Raw genomic sequence first — 17,498 nt, 5'->3', positions numbered from 1 at the left:
ATTATACACCAACCTTTTTATAATGTAAGCTGTTCAGCAATAGGTCCAAGAGACAATGCTGGGAAGAAAGTAAGTGCACCAATTACCAAAACAATAAATATAAGTGTCACTGTAAATACTGCATTATCAGTTCTAAAGGTACCTGAAGTTACAGGTATTGCTCTCTTCGATGCTAAAGATGCTGCTACAGCAATTAATATTATCATGGATAGATATCTTCCAGCGAACATAACAATTCCTACAGTAGTATTCCAAAACATAGTGTTATCCCCAAGTCCTTCAAAACCAGAACCATTATTTGCTGCCGCACTTGTAAATTGATACAAGACCTGAGTAAGTCCATGAAAACCAGGATTTGATATACCTGCTAGGCCCTGCGGCACTAATAATGCCACAGCTGAAAACATAAGTATTAATAGCGGATGAATTATTATTGCTAGTGCTATTAATTTTATTTCCCTACCTTCAATCTTCTTTGACAAAAATTCTGGAGTTCTTCCTACCATAAGTCCACAGAGGAAAACTGCAAGTATAGCAAACATAATCATGTTCATGAATCCTACGCCTATTCCTCCAAATATTACATTGAGCATCATGTTCATAAGTGCTACCGCACCACCTATAGGCGTCAATGAATCATGCATATTATTAACTGCTCCAGTAGATGTGGCAGTAGTTACTGTGGTAAAAAGTGAAGATAACCCTATACCAAATCTTACTTCCTTACCCTCCATATTTCCCATAAGCTGATTAAGTCCCAAACCTGCAAGTACAGGATTGCCAGCTTTTTCAGATACATAACATATTGTGAGTCCTATTAAAAGAAGCACTCCCATGGCAGCAAATATGGAAATTGCCTGTTTTTTCTTTTTTAGCATATATCCAAAGTATACTACCACTGATCCAGCAAACAGTAGTATTGAAACTGACTGAACAGCATTTGTAAGGGGTGTTGGATTTTCAAATGGATGAGCTGAATTAGCCCCAAAAAATCCGCCTCCATTAGTTCCCAGTATTTTTATAGCTTCTAAACTTGCAACAGGTCCCAGCGGAATATCCTGAAGCTTTCCTTCAATAGTAGTTACCGTTTTATTAGATGCTAAAGTTTGCGGAACTCCCTGCTGAATAAAAAATATTGCTAATATAATAGACAAAGGAAGTAATATTCTAGTTATAATTCTTACAAGGTCTACATAAAAATTTCCTGTTTCTTTTTTTCTTCCTGAAATTGCTCTTATGAATGCAAAAGTTATTGCTAACCCTGTTCCCGCAGCAAAAAACATAAAAAATGTAATTACTGTCATCTGACTAAAATAGGAAAGACCCCACTCACCACTATAGTCCTGAATATTCGTATTAGTCATAAAAGCTATTACCGTATTAAAGGTAAGCCCCTGTTCCATACTTCCAATATGATTTGGATTTAAAATAGGAATGGACTGAATCCTTAAGATTAAATAAGCTAAAAAAGCAGCTACAGCATTACATGAAATCAATGCAAAAATATACTGTTTCCAGCTCATATCTTCTTTTTTTATTCCTGAAATCCTATAAATAAAATTATCCACTCTGTCTAATAGAGGATCTAAAAAAGTTCTTTCATGTTCTGATACTTTATAAATATATTTGCCTACAGGAATGCACAAAAGTATAAAAATCAAAAGTACAATCACAATCTGTAATATTTCCATATTAATAACCTCCATATATTTGGACATATTCAAATAAATAACCAGTCAGTATGCTAATCTATTTTGCATCTTACTGCGTCAACAGAACCCTCAGATAGCTTAACCTGTTCCCTTGTAGAATTCAAAATAGACCTCGAATCTTTGACTTCCTATTTATTTTCACATGCCTAATCAAAATTTCTCAGGATTAAATAATGAATAGAATAAATAAACAAATAATAAAATAATCACAATACCTAAAAAAATCATAATAATACCTCCTTTTATTATTTTTTACTTATCTGTCTTTCACACCAGTCTGCAAAATATTTTAGAGCTATAAATCCAATTAAAATTACAGCTATAAATACAATGTCTAGCATAATATTTCCACCCCCTGTTCTTTTCAAACTTAATATTATCAGCTTACATATAAAGTTGTAGTTAAGATTGTACTTATCTGTATAAAGATTTTATAAAGATTTTAAATATTTATTGAAATAAAAAAGTAATGGGGAAACGTAAAAATAATTAATTAGCTTTCCCCACTTACTTTTTTATTATCACTAAATTGAATTCATTTCCCAAATGTCAAAAGATTTAAGTTTAAGTTTATCCCCTTCCAATATAGAAATTTTAATATTTTCACTATCTACTTTTATTGGATATACTCTTGTAGATATACATTTTCTGTAATTAGCAAATACTTCAACAGTAGAATAATCAATAAAAATGTGTAATTTTAGTGTTTCACCTTCTTCAAGTGAAAAATCAGTTCCCAATTTGGATTGATCTGTTAAATTGGATGCACTTGACTTATTTCTATCTACAGATAACCTATTATTTTCAGTACTGTATACTATAGAAGTTTTTTCTTCATTATCCTTTGATGCTAAAATATCTATGGTAAATTCCTTTATATCATCATTAATATTGAACTCAGCAATTATTTCTAAAGCTTTTCCCTTTGTTTCCGGCATCCAGCTTTCTGATATATCTATATTTTCATATTTTTTATGATTTTTTCTTAATACCTGTAACTCTTCTGCTGGTTCCATATGAAGCTTATTGTCTTCAATAGCTAATATTCTAGGTATGGATTGAACGCCTGCCCATTCTCCAACTTTAAGTTTACCTCTGGAAGTTTCCTTGAGCCATCCAAACATCTGCAGATTTATATATGAAAACACACCCCTCATCATTACAGCTTCCACCAAGTACCATGTACCAACTGTCTCCATCCTTCCAAACAAAAGGATCTCTCCACTCTTTTACATCCATATCACCATGTAAATCTAAAGAGAGTACTGGATTTTTATCATACTTTTCCCAGATATTCATGTCATCTTTACTTATAGCCATCCACTGTTGTGCTCCAGTTTTAGCATTTCTTTCACCTTCCCCTATACTTGTATAAAAAATTATAGGTTCATCGCCATTAATCACACAACAACCTGAAAAACAATGTGTTTCACCTTTTTCCTTAGATGGATATAGGGCAATGGGGAGATGTTCCCAATAAATTAAGTCCTTACTCTTTGCATGTCCCCAATGCATTGTTCCCCATTCAAAACCATTAGGATTATATTGGTAGAATATATGGTATTCTCCCTTATAGTAAACAAGTCCGTTAGGATCATTCATCCAATTTTTTTCTGGCATAAAGTGATAAATCGACCTATACAAATTCATAAATAAATTCCTCCAAATTTTTAAATTTTATTTTAGAAATCGTTATCATATATTACTTAATATTATCAGTCAACATCAGTTCTTAATATTCTTTAAAGTTATAATAAATATAAATAATATTCATTTCAGTTATACTTAATTCTGTTCTATAATAATATTATTGTTACTTTTATAGTTAATTATAGAATTAGTATGAGAGTTTAAAGGTAATACCTATCAAAATATTAGATGAAGCTAGAATCTCAAGAACCATAAATTGTTAGCTTTCTATGATTATATTTTAAGACATGAAGAATATAGCAATAATATAATAAATTATATGAAAGATTGTAAAGTACGTAATCGTAAAAAAGGGCGAAGTAAAATTAGGTGAGAAGAATATTATGAACGTTATGACATATATTTTGTTAAGTTACAGTAGAGCTTATTGATGAAGGGAGTAGCATATATGCAGATATCACAATTGCCAACTAATACTTTATATATAATGTTTAGTCTGATAATAACTTACTTTGCTGTTAGATTTATAATTAAAAGGATAAATTTTAATTATAAAGAAATGAAATTGGTAAATATCAAGCATTCAGCAATTATTAGTTTAATTGTTGTTTCAAGTATAATAATTATTATGTGTCCACTCATTTTAATTTTTATAAAAATTTTTATAGTAAATCAAATGAAAGTTGATGAAGATAGTGGTACAGGATTAATTATTTATATTATTATCGCAATATTAGAAATTATGCCTGTAATGGTTTTAGCTGCATTAAGGAAAGAAAGATTATCTAGTTTGGGTATAACTAAAAATAATATTTTTAAATCTATATTTATTGGCTTAATAAGCTATCTTTTGTTTTTTTTATGCATAGTAATAATAAAACATAAATTTAAGTATGTAGTTATTCCACAATTCTCATTTAGTATATGGAGCCTAATGAATTGCTTCTTTACGGCTTTAGGCGAGGAAATTATATTTAGAGGATATGTTCAATACAGATTAACAGAATGGTTAGGGGATAAAAAAGGTTTAATATCTTTAGCATTAATCTTTTCTTTTTCTCATATATTTCAAAGAATATTATTAGGTAATATGAATGCTATTAATATCTTTGTTTCATTAATTGGAATATTACCAGGTGCTTTATTTATGGGATATTTATTTTTAAAATGTAAAAACATAGCTTCTACTACTATATTTCATACATTCTATGATTTTTTTAATAATTATATATAAGTATTGATACTTCACAATATTCTTAAAATGCGTACTAAATTGTAATCGTAAAATAATCAAATTATAGACTACATTATTTATATGTAGTCTATGTATAAATTTTGCCATGGCAAGGTACGACGTACCTTGTACACTATATATAATAGGAAGAGGAGAAGAACAATGGACTACAAAGACAAAGATAGATTTTTTTCAATGGCTCAAACTTATAACGAGATGATTAAATATGTACTACCTCAATACGATTTTCTTCAAAATGAAGCAATAAAATCAGCTCCTTTTAAGAAAGATGATGAAATAGTTGTATTCGATTTAGGTTCAGGTAGTGGAATATTTTTAGAAAGAATCCTAAGTAACTTTCCAAAAGCTAAATGTTATTGGATAGACTATTCTACTGATTTTATGAAAGCTGCTAAAGAGAGACTAAGTGCTTACTCCGACAGAGTAGAATATATCACAACTACTTTACAGGATAACTTAGAAAGTAAAGTTAAAGTAAAGGCAGATTTAATTTTTTCCATGTCTGCCATTCATCACTTAGAAACTGAAGAGAAAAAATCATTATATAAAACCTGCTTCAATATGCTTAAACCTTCTGGCTGGTTCTTTAACTGTGATGAAATGAAAACATTGTATAAAGATTCCTACATAAATAGCATGAATTTTTGGATTGACTATGTTAATAATGCAAAATCACAAATTCCTGCTGAGAAACTAAAATACTATGAGAGCTTTATATCTACCTTTAGTAAATGGCAGGAAAGGAATGTTAAGCATATGGATACCCCTAAGGTAAAGGGAGACGATATACATGAAAGTTTCCTTAGTCAGATTGAATGGCTAAAAGATGCTGGCTTTTCTAATGTTGACTTATTCGTAAAGTACCATTTGTGGAGTATAATTGGTGGAAGTAAACATTAAATTAAATTTATACTACAAATTCATCGATGTAATTCTAACTCCTTACGCAGCTTCCAATTTAAATTTATTTAAACGGTAGAGTAAATTTAATCTACTCTACCGTTTAATCTTATCTAAGTATTGAAATATTACCTTCTGCACCTTTTTTTAGGTGACCGTCTAAATATCCTACTCTTATTGAATTTAAACCGTCTTTTAGTGTTGCAATCATTTCATCTTTCTTTTCTGGTAATATACCATGAACTGGTATTACATTAGATGTATGAAGACCGAAAAAATACGTATTATCCAAGTTAAGTCCACTTAACATCTCAATTTCCTCTTCAATATTTTGACGTAAGGTATTTTCTTTAAAAAGTCCTTTATTTACTTCTTCATCAAGTGGGCTACCAGAATCAACATGTAAAGTAGCAATAAAGATGAGCTTTGGATTAATTTCATTTAGTAATTTACTATTCGCAATTGCATTTTCATGTGTTTTTTCACTACCAGCTCCTCCGATTATAATATTTACACTAAAGTCTATACCGGCATTTGTTAAACGCTTTAACTGTGCTTTAGCTTCATCAACAGTAAACCCCTTATTAAAGTGTTTAACTACCTCAGGCATACCAGATTCTAATCCAATATTAAGGTCATTAATCTTTAAAACTCTTAATTCTTTAAGCTCATCATCTGTTTTATTTATTATGTTTTTAACTGAGGCATACATAGCTATAGTCTCAACTTCAGGTAAAATTTCATTTATTTTTTTTGCAATTAATTTAAGTTTATCTGCACTTAAAGCAAATGGATCAGCATTTACTAAGAATATACGATTTACTTCAGGATAAATTTTTCTAGCTTCTAATAAATCTTTTTCAATTTGTTCCATAGTTTCTATTTGAAAAGGAACATTGCTATACATGGTACAGAAGCTACATTTATTATGGCTACATCCTACAGTAACTTGTAGTAATAATGAGTTTGCTTCAAATGGTGGACGATAAACTGGTCCAGTATATTTCATTTTCACCTCTCCTTTTTATTCATAGATCTTATTACTATAAGTTTACTACGACACAACTATTTAAGGTAGTACGCACTTTAGAGTAAGTTATGAAAATTATAAATATTTGTTCAGTGAAAAGCCCTCTTCTTTTTATTAGCTTACAGTTTCATATAAATTGACTTCTGTATCTTCTTCCTGTCTTTCTTGATATGTAGAAAGTCCTACTTTCCTTTAGGTTAGCTATCTTACAAAAAAGTACGTACTATTTTTTAATTTTTAATTATGCTATGATTTATTAGAAATGATGAGGATTTCAAAAAATTTACAGATATGATTCATAGGTATGATACAAATATAATAATGCAAATTGCTTGTGGTGGTTCACTTACTTATGTTCCTGTAGAGGGAAGAGAAATTTTTGGACCATCAGCAGTAGAAAATCAGAGTACTAAGATTACTCCAACTCCAATTACAAAAGAACAGATTAAAGAACTTGTAAAAGTATATGGTGAAGCTGCACTTAGAGCCAAGAAGGCAGGCTTTGATGGTGTAGAAGTTCATGCTGCCCATGGATACTTTTTAAGTCAGTTCCTATGTCCATACTTAAATAGAAGAACTGATGAGTACGGTGGTAGTATTGAAAATCGTGCAAGAATTCTATTTGATGTATATAGAGAAATACGTAAAGTTGTTGGAGAAAATTTCCCAATATTTTTCAAACTAAATAGCTCAGATTATATGAAGGAAAATGGTTTAACTTTAGAAGATAGTCTATACGCCACAGAACGTTTATCAGAGCTTGGTGTAGATGCAATAGATATAAGTGGTGGTAATGAATCCATTACGGAGTCAATAGAAAATAATCTTACCACCGCAAGAACAGGTATAGCTGGCAGTATAGAGAAATAAAGCTACTTTAAGGATTATGCCATAGAGCTATCAAAAAGGATTTCTATTCCTGTTATTTTAGTTGGTGGTAACAGACATATTGAGTTAATGGAAGAAATTTTAAATAACTCTAATATCGAGTATTTTGCACTGGGAAGACCCTTGACTTGTGAGCCAGATTTAGTAAATCGTTGGGCTTCAGGAGATACTAAAGAGCCAAGATGTGTCTCATGCAATAAGTGCTATTATACACCAGGTAAAAGATGTATATTAAATCTAAGATAGATTTAATATACATACTAAAGGCTGTGTCTTCGCGGTACAGCTTTTTTTATTTGCTTTATTTTCAAATTTCATAAATCTATATTATAATATGACTATAGGCGTCTCCAAATAATAACTATTCAGTATGCTAGTATATTTGACTTGTTATTTATTTTCAGATGTTATATGTAAATTTATTATTTGGTGGCAGGTGATTGATATTTGTTAAGTTATAAAGGTAAAGAATACGTATGTCATTTAGATTGGGGCTTTGAACTCATAAGAGGTAAATGGAAAGCTGTAATACTCTGTCATTTATCTGAAGGTACTAAAAGATTTCTGGAACTCCAAAGAATTACTGGAAGTGTAAGTCAAAAAGTCCTAAATGAACAATTAAAACAACTTGAAGAAGACGGATTTATTAGTAAAACTGTGTATCCTGAAGTTCCTCCAAGAGTTGAATATAATCTTACTGAAAAAGGAAACGAAATAGTTCCTGCTTTAAAAATAATAGAAAACTGGTCTCTTAAACATTTCTCTACTCTTAAAAAAGGTAGTGAGTAATACCCTTAGGGCTGTTGACATACATAATATGTCAACAGTTTTTTTATTCAAATTTTTTATCTTATATATCCCTCTCGTTATCCAAATTCATACCCTGTAGTTAGTACCTTACCTTAAAGTACGTTCTTTATTTTTTTTAAACTATATGTCACAATAATATACATAAACTACAATTTAGCTTGTTGACTAACTTTTATATGGGCCCTTTAAAATGTATCTAGTCAATTGCAAAATATAGAAATCATTATGGAGGAGATATCATGGAAACAAATTTTAATTCTAATATAAATGTAAATTCAAATAAAAGAAATAGCACTCTTGCACTAATAGCATTAACCATAAGTTCATTTTGTATAGGGACTACTGAATTTGTTATTGTTGGTCTACTACCTTCTGTATCTGGAGATTTAAATGTATCTATTACTTTAGCTGGACTCTTAGTATCGGGTTATGCTCTTGGAGTAGCTTTTGGTGCTCCTATATTAACAACATTAACTAGTAAAGTGTCTCGTAAGTCATTACTAATTTCTTTAATGATTATATTTGTTACTGGTAATACTATCGCTGCTTTATCCGGGAGTTTTAGTTTACTACTTATAGCACGTATAGTTACGGCTTTCTCTCATGGAGTATTTTTTTCCATAGCTTCTACAATTGCCTCTGATTTAGTACCTGAAAATAAAAAAGCCAGTGCCATTGCACTAGTGTTTACAGGTTTAACTATAGCCACAATAACAGGTGTGCCTTTAGGAACTTATATCGGACAACAATTTGGATGGAGAGCTACTTTTTGGTGTGTAGCTATCTTAGGTCTTATAGCATTGATTTCAACTTCAATTCTAGTTCCTAAAAATCTAAAAGAAGCTTTACCTGTCTCTTTTAAAGCTCAAGTAAAACTAGTAACAAACGGACGTTTACTTCTAGCTTTTCTCATAACAGCATTAGGATATGGTGGTACATTTGTTACATTTACTTTTTTAAGTCCTATATTAGAAAAAGTTACAGGATATGTCCCTAGTTCAGTTAGTTTACTTTTACTAATATATGGTGTTGCTATTGCTATTGGTAATACTATTGGAGGAAAAGCTGCTAATAAAAACCCCTTAAAGGCTTTATTCTGGATGTTTATTATACAATCTATTGTACTTTTCATACTAACTTTTACTGCTCCTTTTAAAATTGCAGGCACAATAACAGTTATGATAATGGGATTATTTGCATTCATGAATGTACCTGGTCTTCAAGCTTTTGTTGTTCAGCTTGCTAAAAGATATGTACCATCTGCAGTAGATGTAGCTTCTGCTATTAATATAGCGGCCTTTAACTTAGGCATAGCTTTAGGTGCTTTTATAGGCGGTATTGTAGTAAATTCTTTAGGATTGCTTGCAACTCCTTGGGTTGGTGCCTTGATGGTGCTAGGAGCTGTTTTGATTACTTTCATTAGTATGAGATTAGAATCTAAAGAAAGTATATAGAGTTAAATAGGAAATGAGTAGCTTTTAAGCTGCTACTCATTTCCTATTTAAAAATCTTTACTTATTTTCTTAATATATATTTTACTTACTTATTAAATTACTAAACTCTTGCAAATCATTGGTTGGAGCTAAACATGAGTTATTTTTGCAAACATAAGCCGTGGTCTTATTCTTAACCATAACATTATTCTTTATAAAAGGTATAAGCTTATAGATTTCCTTACTTTCATCATTAAATATAATTTCAGAAAAAGGTAAAAATTTCTTATTTATCTCATTTATCATAGCTTTTGTGTTAGTATGATCTTTGTCTCCTGCAATAACCACATGTGTTTCCGAAATTTTACTGGTTAAAAAAGCAGAAATTGTGTTTACATATGCTAGTGGCACTTCATTTATCTTTTCTGCAAATGTATTGAAAATTTCACCAGCCTTTTGTTCTAATTTCTTATCTCCAGTTATCCTTGATAATCTTATGATATTCATGGCTGCCACACTATTTCCAGAAGGAATAGCTCCATCATATATTTCCTTTGTCTTTAAAATAAGCTCTTCACTATCTTTACCATAAAAGAATAATCCACCATTTTGTTCATCCCAAAAATATTTTACCATTTCATCATTTAGTTCTATAGCTTTTCTTAAATAGAATGATTCAAAAGTTGCTTCATACATTTCAATTAGTCCAAAGACAAGGAAAGCATAGTCATCTAGATATCCTAGATTTGCCGCTTCCCCATCTCTGTATCTACACAATAACCTTCCCTTGTGATTTACCAGATTGTGAGAAATAAAGCTTATAGACTTACTTGCTGCCTCTTTATATCTTTCTATACCAAACACTCTTCCAGCATAGGCCATGGCTGCAATCATAAGTCCATTCCATGATGTAAGTATTTTATCATCTTTGTGTGGGTGTATTCTTTTTTCTCTATAGCTAAATAGTTTTTCTTTTAAACCATCAAGTTTGCTTTTAATGCTTTCATCTTCTAATTCTTCTAAGTCTTCTCCTATTAAATTAGGTATATTCTTTCCTTCAAAATTACCCTTTGATTTAATATTATAATGTTCATTAAAAAAATCAGCATCTTCTCCTAAAACACTTTTTATTTCTTTTTTATCCCATACATAAAACTTTCCTTCTACCCCTTCTGAATCAGCATCTTCTGCAGAATAAAATCCACCTTGTTTTGAAGTCATGTCTCTCAAAATATAGTTTAATATTTTCATAGCTATTTCTCTATATCTATCTTTATGAGTTATTTGATAGGTTTCCGTATATATAATAGCTAAAAGTGCATTATCATATAGCATCTTTTCAAAATGTGGTACTAGCCATTTTGAATCCACAGAATATCTAGAAAATCCAAAGCCTATATGGTCAAAAATCCCTCCAGAATACATAGAATTCAAAGTATTCTCTACCATTTGTAAGGCATATTTATCACCCTTTGCCCTATAATATCTCAAAAGAAAATTCAAATTGTGTGGCGTTGGAAATTTAGGTGAGCTACTGAATCCACCAAAAACCGGATTATAAGAATCTCTTAGTGACTCATAAGCATCATTTACTATCTTTTCACTAATTTCACCTTTTTTATGAACAATTTGATCTTGCAGAAAATCAACAATGTTATTACTGGATTCTACTAATTTATTTTTATCCTCTATCCAAAGCTTATTTATTTTATTTAATAATTCCATGAGTCCCATATGCCCATACTGTGTCTTTTTAGGTAAATAAGTTCCTGCAAAAAATGGCTTTTTATCTGAAGTCATAATAATGGTCATAGGCCATCCGCCACTTCCCGTCATAGCCTGGCATACTGACATATATATATTATCTATATCCGGTCTCTCTTCTCTATCAACTTTGATTGCTATAAAATATTTATTTAATAGTTCTGCTACTTCATTATCTTCAAAGGATTCTTTTTCCATAACATGGCACCAATGGCAGGTGCTATATCCAACACTTAAAAATATAGGTTTATTTTCCCTATTGGCTTTATTAAAAGCTTCCTCACTCCATGGATACCAATTAACAGGATTATAAGCATGTTGAAGCAGATAAGGACTTTTCTCATTAATTAATCTATTAGATATACTATTTGAGTTCATAAAATCACCTTCTTTTATACATATTATAACCTAAGATAATTGTTTTCACTCTCTACAAATAAAAGTATAATCAAAAATAAGATATTTAGTTTTATAATTATCTACCTTTTATGAATATATGTTAAATATAAAAATCCTATTAGATTAATTATTTTATAACTAAATAGGATTTTTTATGTTTTTATAAACTTATTGTGAAAATTTCAAAATGAAAAGTGCTTCCAAAACAGATTATTTTCATTAGTATATGAATGTTACTTAGCTATGAGCTCCAAGCAAAAAGAATAGTCTATCAATAGCATCATGAACTCTTTCAAAGCCAAGCCCGCAACAAAACCATACAGGAGCAAAATCTAGCCTGATCAATCCATTGATAGATAGTGGACCATTACCGTAATTCCATGGACAAGTCCCTATGATACTCCTTAAAAGCCAACCACTTGAATATTCGATAGAAAATAAAATTACCATGTAAACGCCTCCCCTTAACATAAGTGGCCAGCTTCTAATCTTATCATGCATAGGTTCAAGAAAAACAGCCAACCCATATATAAGAAACATCCATATATAAGTATATCCTGTAAGCTTGATATCCCCTTTAAGTAGTGATCCAAGTCCCGTCCAAAATATTTCAGCACTTAGTCCTAAGAATCCGTATATTACAAATCTTTTTACCATAAGTATATTATTTTGTATTTATCAATAAAATATTCTATGTGTAGGAGATAAATTTAATTTATTCTACCCACTTTTCTACATCTTTCAAAATTTTAAAATTTGTTAAATCATAATGTAATGGTGTTAAAGTAACATATCCTGCTCTCAAAAAATGTACATCTGTATCACTTTCATGGAGTTCATTGACCTTTCCATTGAGAACAAAGCTGGCATCTTCAGTTGAATTTTTAATTTTTTCATAATCATGATTATATACTCTACCGCCAATTCTACATATTTTAATACCTTTTATATCTTTTTGTAGTAATCCAGGTACATTTACATTTAAAACAATATCATTATATGAATTATTTTTTTTTGCTAAATTTAAAACCTTTCTAGCATACTTTGCAGCAGTAGAAAATTTTTCAAAACTTTTATCAGCATGCACCGATACTGCCACTGAGGGTACATTATTAATGGCGGCCTCAATTGCAGCTGAAACTGTTCCTGAATAAAGTATGTCATTTCCTAAATTAGCACCTATATTTATTCCAGACACTACCATATCAATATCTTTATCTACTAATTTAGCCATGCCAATTCTAACACAATCAGCAGGTGTTCCTGTAACACTATAAGCATTAGAATTTATTTCAGGTAAATTTACTTTTTTTACTATTAAAGGTCCTGAAATAGTTATAGAATGTCCACAAGCACTTTTTTCACTATCTGGTGCAACAATAGTTATTTCATAATATCTTTCAAGTTCTTTTGCCAAAGCATGGAGACCTTTTGCATTTATCCCGTCATCATTTACTAGTAATAATCTCATACATTTCCTCCAATTTAATTGATTAAAAAATTATAATTATTAATGAATCTTGCTTAGCTGGAGTTTATATTCCAAATAAGCTTAGATGTATTATCCATGAACGAACTACCATTATCACCATTTTTAGAATATTTAATATTATAGCAACTAATCATGAGATAAAAACTATTTTATAGAACTATTATTTTCAAATCAATACAAGCTACCTTCAAAGAAGTAACTAATCATCCTGTAAATAATATTCCAGATATTAATATAATATTATACATATATATATTCGAACACAAAAATAACTGTTTTAAAATAAATTAAAACAGTTATTTTTATATAATGAATTTTTAAGATTAATAAATATTCTTACTAAAATATCTATCTCCTCTATCCGGGAAAATTGTTACAATATTTCCGCTATCTATTTGTCTTGAAAGCTTCAGAGCAACTACCATAGCTGCTCCAGATGAACTTCCAACTATAAGCCCCTCTTTAGAAGCCAATTCCTTTACCATATCAAAAGATTCTTTATCATCTACTTTTATGGTTTCATCTACTAGCTCCATATCCATAGTATGCGGTATAAAGTTATTACCTATTCCTTCAATATCATAACAACCTTCTAGTCCTCCCCCCATAGTTGAACCTTCTGGATCCGCCAATATACCCTTAATTCTAGGATTCTTTTCTTTTAAATATTTTACAACCCCAGTATAAGTTCCACCACTACCTGCTCCTGCCACAAGATAATCTATTTTTCCATCAAGGTCTCTATATATCTCTGGACCGGTGGTTTCATAATGAGCAAGTGGATTAGTAGCATTTTCAAATTGTCTTAGACTTATGGAATTTTTAGTATCTTTTAATAATTCCTCTGCTTTTGCTACTGCCCCAAGCATTCCATCTTCCCTTGGAGTGTTTATAATCTTCGCACCTAGAGCTCTCATAAGTGCCTGCTTTTCTACTGAAAACTTTTTAGGTACTACAAAGATAACATTATACCCCTTGTTAATAGCTCCAAGTGCTACTCCTATTCCCGTGTTTCCAGCGGTAGCTTCTATAATTGTATATCCAGGTTTTAAAAGTCCTTTTTTCTCGGCATCTTCTATCATATATACACCAATTCTGTCTTTAACACTGCCGCCTGGATTGTTTGTTTCAAGTTTAGCGAATATATTAACTCCCTCTTTAATTCTTATAGTATTAATTTTTATAATTGGAGTATTTCCTATAAGATCCCTAACATCCTCTATATACTTCAAAAATCTCCCTCTTCTCTATAACATAGTAATTAACCCATTATGAATTTATGCTTATACTTATATTTATATGCTTTCTTTTAATGCTTGCGTTAAATCTTCTAATAAATCACTAGCATTCTCTATTCCAACAGATAATCTTATCAAATTATCTACAATTCCCACCTTTTGTCTTATTTCATAGGGAATTGCCGCATGAGTCATTGAAGCAGGATGGCATATTAATGACTCCACTCCACCAAGACTTTCACCAAAGGTAATTAATTTTAAGCTGGATAAGAACTTTTTATAATCAACCTTATCATTTAGTACAAAAGATATTACTCCACCATATCCTTTTGCCTGTTTTACTTGAATTTCATGACCTGGATGATCCTCAAAGCCTGGATAATAAACTTTATCTATTTCATCTCTGTTCTTTAGATACTCAGAAATCACTTTACTATTCTCATTATGTCTGTCCATTCTTACAGCTAATGTTTTTATTCCTCTTATTAGTAAGAAGGAATCAAAAGGTGCTAAAACTCCTCCAGTAGAATTCTGAATAAAATGAAGTTTTGTAGCTAATTCCTCATTATTTACTACTACAAGTCCTGATACAACATCACTATGTCCACCTAAATATTTAGTAGCACTATGAATAACTATATCTGTTCCCAAAGTAATTGGTTTCTGAAGATATGGTGTCATAAAAGTATTATCTACAATAGTAAAAATGCCCTTTTCTTTTGCTATTTTAGATACTGCTTCAATATCAGTTATATCCATTAGTGGATTAGTTGGTGTTTCTATATATATTGCCTTTACATCTTCATCTATATTATTTTTTATATCCTCTAAATTTGTAGTGTCAACAATTTTATAACCTATATCGAAATTATTAAAAATCTTGTCTAAAACTCTAAAGGTACCCCCATATACATTATTAGATATTATTATTTTATTCCCAGCTTTAAATAATGATAATACTGCTGTAATTGCTGCCATCCCTGAAGCAAATGCAAAACCTGCATATCCATGTTCAAGATCTGCAATAAGCTTTTCTAGAGCTTCTCTTGTTGGATTTCCAGTTCTTGAATATTCATATCCTTTATTTTCTCCAAAGCTTGGCTGCTTATAAGTGGATGTTTGATAAACAGGCACATTTACTGCACCTGTCTTATCATCCCCATCTATTCCTCCGTGAATTACTAAAGATTCAATTTTCATAATTTCTTCCCCCTGTATTTATATTTAGACTTTAAGCATTCGAAAATAAATGATAATTAAAATTTCATAAGTGTGTTTTTTCAAGATGCCTTAATTGCAGAGGCTATAAATATACCTGTTTCAGTATATTCACCTTTACTTGAATAGCCTTTGCAACTTAAATCTGTATTCTCTATATTAATATTTTTAAAATTTGATTTTTGAAGCCATTTGGTTATTTGGGCATTTGAAAATCCAAGCCATTCATCAAACATTTCTTCTCTTGCCCATTCACCGTTATGCTCCATAACATCAGATATGATTACACTACCTCCTTTTTTTAATATCCTACTCATTTCATTTATGGCCTTCTCTGCATCATGTATATGATGCAACGCCATATTTATGAATACAGCATCTAAAGATTCATCAAATAAAACTATATTATCAAGTGAAGATTTTATTGGATAAATATTGTTTAAATCTTTACTTGTTATTAACTTTTTTAATTCCTTTAACATATTAATTGAATTGTCTATAGAAAATACTATTCCTGCTTCACCAGCTAGAGCCATAGAAATAAATCCTGTTCCACAGCCTAAGTCTGCAACAATTTTATCCTTTATATTTACTTTAGATAAAACTTTATATTTCAATCTTTCTTCAAAATACTCACTTCTAATTACATTCCATTTTGGTGCAATATCATTAAAATACTCAGTAGAGTTCATGATATACTCCTCCTTATTATATTATTCCTATTGACATACTATGAATAACTATAAAAAAAATTGACACAAATCCATAATAAAAAAAATATACAGTACACTTATACTATTAGGAGGGTACAAATTATATAGTGCCATATATCTTTATATAAAAAACTTCTACCCCCATATAGAGGCAGAAGTAACTTCCGCGATTCCACTCTACTTATCATATAAATAAATATATGATATCTCCAGTTTTTCAATACAATTATACCTTAACGCTTTAACGGGCGTACACGCTGAAATCTAATATAAATACAATTCTGTTTATATTTAGAAACAGTGCTCAAAGATGCATTCACATAACTCACACTCAAAATCCATTTCAGCCTAAAGGATTCTTCTCTTTTAGTTTACATTATGCTACTAATTCTTATCAAAGCATTTAATATTTATTGATAATTCTTTAGTATATAATATTCTAATTTTTAAAATTTGTCAACAATAATTCTTGTTATTTATTTTCATATGCACTATTATAAATTTTCTATTTCTTTTCTCTCAGCCTTTTTATTTCCTGTCTTAGCTTCTCTTTTTTCTAATTCTGCTTTAATGTCCTTTAAATCAATATCCTGATTTGCTAATAGTACAAGTAAATGATAGACTAAATCACAAGTTTCCATTACAAGTTCCTTAGGATCATTATTTTTTGCTGCTATTATTGTTTCAGTACTTTCTTCTCCAACTTTTTTAAGTATTTTATCTAATCCCTTTTCAAATAAATAATTAGTATAGGAATTTTCTGATGGATTACTTTTTCTATCTACAATAGTGGCATAAAGTTCTTCAATAATTTTTTCCATATTCCCTACCCCTTTCTTTAGGCATGTTCAAATAAATAACTAGTCAGTATACTAGTCTATTATGAATCATACTACGTTAACAGAACCCTCTGATAGCACCACTATCATCAGAACCTGTTTCCTTGTATGATTCAAAATATACGTCGTATCTTTCACTTGTTATTTATTTTCATAT

General features: G+C 30.2%; 18 protein-coding genes. 6 read left to right on the top strand and 12 right to left on the bottom strand.

The window, feature by feature from the left end:
* Window positions 1–17: 17 nt before the first annotated feature.
* The 4 genes from kdpA to RH99_RS19720 form a co-directional block, all read right to left on the bottom strand.
* Window positions 18–1,691, bottom strand: a complete 1,674-nt coding sequence (kdpA, locus tag RH99_RS08505) for a potassium-transporting ATPase subunit KdpA (protein WP_010236548.1) — start codon at window positions 1,689–1,691, stop codon at window positions 18–20.
* Between the two features lie 171 nt (window positions 1,692–1,862).
* Window positions 1,863–1,940, bottom strand: coding sequence for a K(+)-transporting ATPase subunit F (gene kdpF, locus RH99_RS20035; protein ID WP_081504381.1), 78 nt, complete (start codon window positions 1,938–1,940; stop codon window positions 1,863–1,865).
* 296 nt (window positions 1,941–2,236) lie between these two features.
* A complete protein-coding gene (locus tag RH99_RS08500) occupies window positions 2,237–2,728 on the bottom strand; it encodes a GH32 C-terminal domain-containing protein (protein WP_243441475.1) in 492 nt (163 codons plus the stop codon).
* A gap of 73 nt (window positions 2,729–2,801) precedes the next feature.
* Window positions 2,802–3,362, bottom strand: coding sequence for a glycoside hydrolase family 32 protein (locus RH99_RS19720; protein ID WP_010236545.1), 561 nt, complete (start codon window positions 3,360–3,362; stop codon window positions 2,802–2,804).
* A gap of 448 nt (window positions 3,363–3,810) precedes the next feature.
* Between RH99_RS19720 and RH99_RS08490 the strand changes: the two genes are divergently transcribed.
* Complete coding sequence (locus RH99_RS08490) at window positions 3,811–4,596, top strand: CPBP family intramembrane glutamic endopeptidase (RefSeq protein ID WP_026038444.1); 786 nt, start codon at window positions 3,811–3,813, stop codon at window positions 4,594–4,596.
* Between the two features lie 162 nt (window positions 4,597–4,758).
* Window positions 4,759–5,517 carry a class I SAM-dependent methyltransferase gene (locus RH99_RS08485; protein ID WP_010236541.1) on the top strand — a complete coding sequence of 253 codons (759 nt, stop codon included), beginning with the start codon at window positions 4,759–4,761 and terminating at the stop codon, window positions 5,515–5,517.
* Window positions 5,518–5,626: 109 nt separating this feature from the next.
* On the opposite strand, the gene RH99_RS08480 is transcribed toward RH99_RS08485, so the two are convergent.
* On the bottom strand, window positions 5,627–6,526 hold the full coding sequence (locus tag RH99_RS08480) for a radical SAM protein (protein ID WP_010236538.1): 900 nt from the start codon (window positions 6,524–6,526) through the stop codon (window positions 5,627–5,629).
* A 276-nt stretch (window positions 6,527–6,802) separates the two neighbouring features.
* On the opposite strand from RH99_RS08480, the gene RH99_RS08475 reads away from it, so the two are divergent.
* The 4 genes from RH99_RS08475 (at window position 6,803) to RH99_RS08465 (ending at window position 9,699) form a co-directional block, all read left to right on the top strand.
* Window positions 6,803–7,417, top strand: a complete 615-nt coding sequence (locus tag RH99_RS08475) for an oxidoreductase (protein ID WP_279373748.1) — start codon at window positions 6,803–6,805, stop codon at window positions 7,415–7,417.
* A gap of 87 nt (window positions 7,418–7,504) precedes the next feature.
* Entirely contained in the window at window positions 7,505–7,681 is a 177-nt protein-coding gene (locus tag RH99_RS19715; RefSeq protein ID WP_243441474.1) for a hypothetical protein, read from the top strand.
* Window positions 7,682–7,882: 201 nt separating this feature from the next.
* Window positions 7,883–8,224 carry a winged helix-turn-helix transcriptional regulator gene (locus RH99_RS08470; protein WP_010236535.1) on the top strand — a complete coding sequence of 114 codons (342 nt, stop codon included), beginning with the start codon at window positions 7,883–7,885 and terminating at the stop codon, window positions 8,222–8,224.
* A gap of 260 nt (window positions 8,225–8,484) precedes the next feature.
* Complete coding sequence (locus tag RH99_RS08465) at window positions 8,485–9,699, top strand: MFS transporter (RefSeq protein WP_010236533.1); 1,215 nt, start codon at window positions 8,485–8,487, stop codon at window positions 9,697–9,699.
* An 81-nt stretch (window positions 9,700–9,780) separates the two neighbouring features.
* Here RH99_RS08465 and RH99_RS08460 read toward each other — a convergent pair whose 3' ends face one another.
* The 7 genes from RH99_RS08460 to hisE all read right to left on the bottom strand — a co-directional run bounded on the left by RH99_RS08460 (window position 9,781) and on the right by hisE (window position 17,323).
* Window positions 9,781–11,820 (bottom strand): thioredoxin domain-containing protein, encoded by a 2,040-nt coding sequence (locus RH99_RS08460; protein ID WP_010236531.1) that lies wholly within the window; start codon window positions 11,818–11,820, stop codon window positions 9,781–9,783.
* Between the two features lie 258 nt (window positions 11,821–12,078).
* A complete protein-coding gene (locus tag RH99_RS08455) occupies window positions 12,079–12,498 on the bottom strand; it encodes a putative ABC transporter permease (protein WP_010236529.1) in 420 nt (139 codons plus the stop codon).
* 58 nt (window positions 12,499–12,556) lie between these two features.
* On the bottom strand, window positions 12,557–13,312 hold the full coding sequence (gene surE / locus RH99_RS08450) for a 5'/3'-nucleotidase SurE (protein WP_010236527.1): 756 nt from the start codon (window positions 13,310–13,312) through the stop codon (window positions 12,557–12,559).
* Between the two features lie 344 nt (window positions 13,313–13,656).
* Window positions 13,657–14,565: a PLP-dependent cysteine synthase family protein gene (locus RH99_RS08445; RefSeq protein WP_010236526.1), complete on the bottom strand. Its 909-nt coding sequence runs from the start codon at window positions 14,563–14,565 to the stop codon at window positions 13,657–13,659.
* Window positions 14,566–14,628: 63 nt separating this feature from the next.
* Window positions 14,629–15,771, bottom strand: coding sequence for a trans-sulfuration enzyme family protein (locus RH99_RS08440; protein ID WP_010236524.1), 1,143 nt, complete (start codon window positions 15,769–15,771; stop codon window positions 14,629–14,631).
* A gap of 80 nt (window positions 15,772–15,851) precedes the next feature.
* A complete protein-coding gene (locus tag RH99_RS08435) occupies window positions 15,852–16,481 on the bottom strand; it encodes a class I SAM-dependent methyltransferase (protein ID WP_010236521.1) in 630 nt (209 codons plus the stop codon).
* Window positions 16,482–16,996: 515 nt separating this feature from the next.
* Window positions 16,997–17,323, bottom strand: coding sequence for a phosphoribosyl-ATP diphosphatase (gene hisE, locus RH99_RS08430; RefSeq protein WP_010236518.1), 327 nt, complete (start codon window positions 17,321–17,323; stop codon window positions 16,997–16,999).
* Window positions 17,324–17,498 lie beyond the last annotated feature (175 nt).

Origin of the sequence: Clostridium arbusti SL206, from assembly GCF_000246895.1 — a bacterium.
In the GTDB taxonomy this organism is placed as follows: Bacteria; Bacillota; Clostridia; order Clostridiales; family Clostridiaceae; genus Clostridium_I; species Clostridium_I arbusti.
This window is presented reverse-complemented; position numbering and strand designations above follow the sequence as displayed.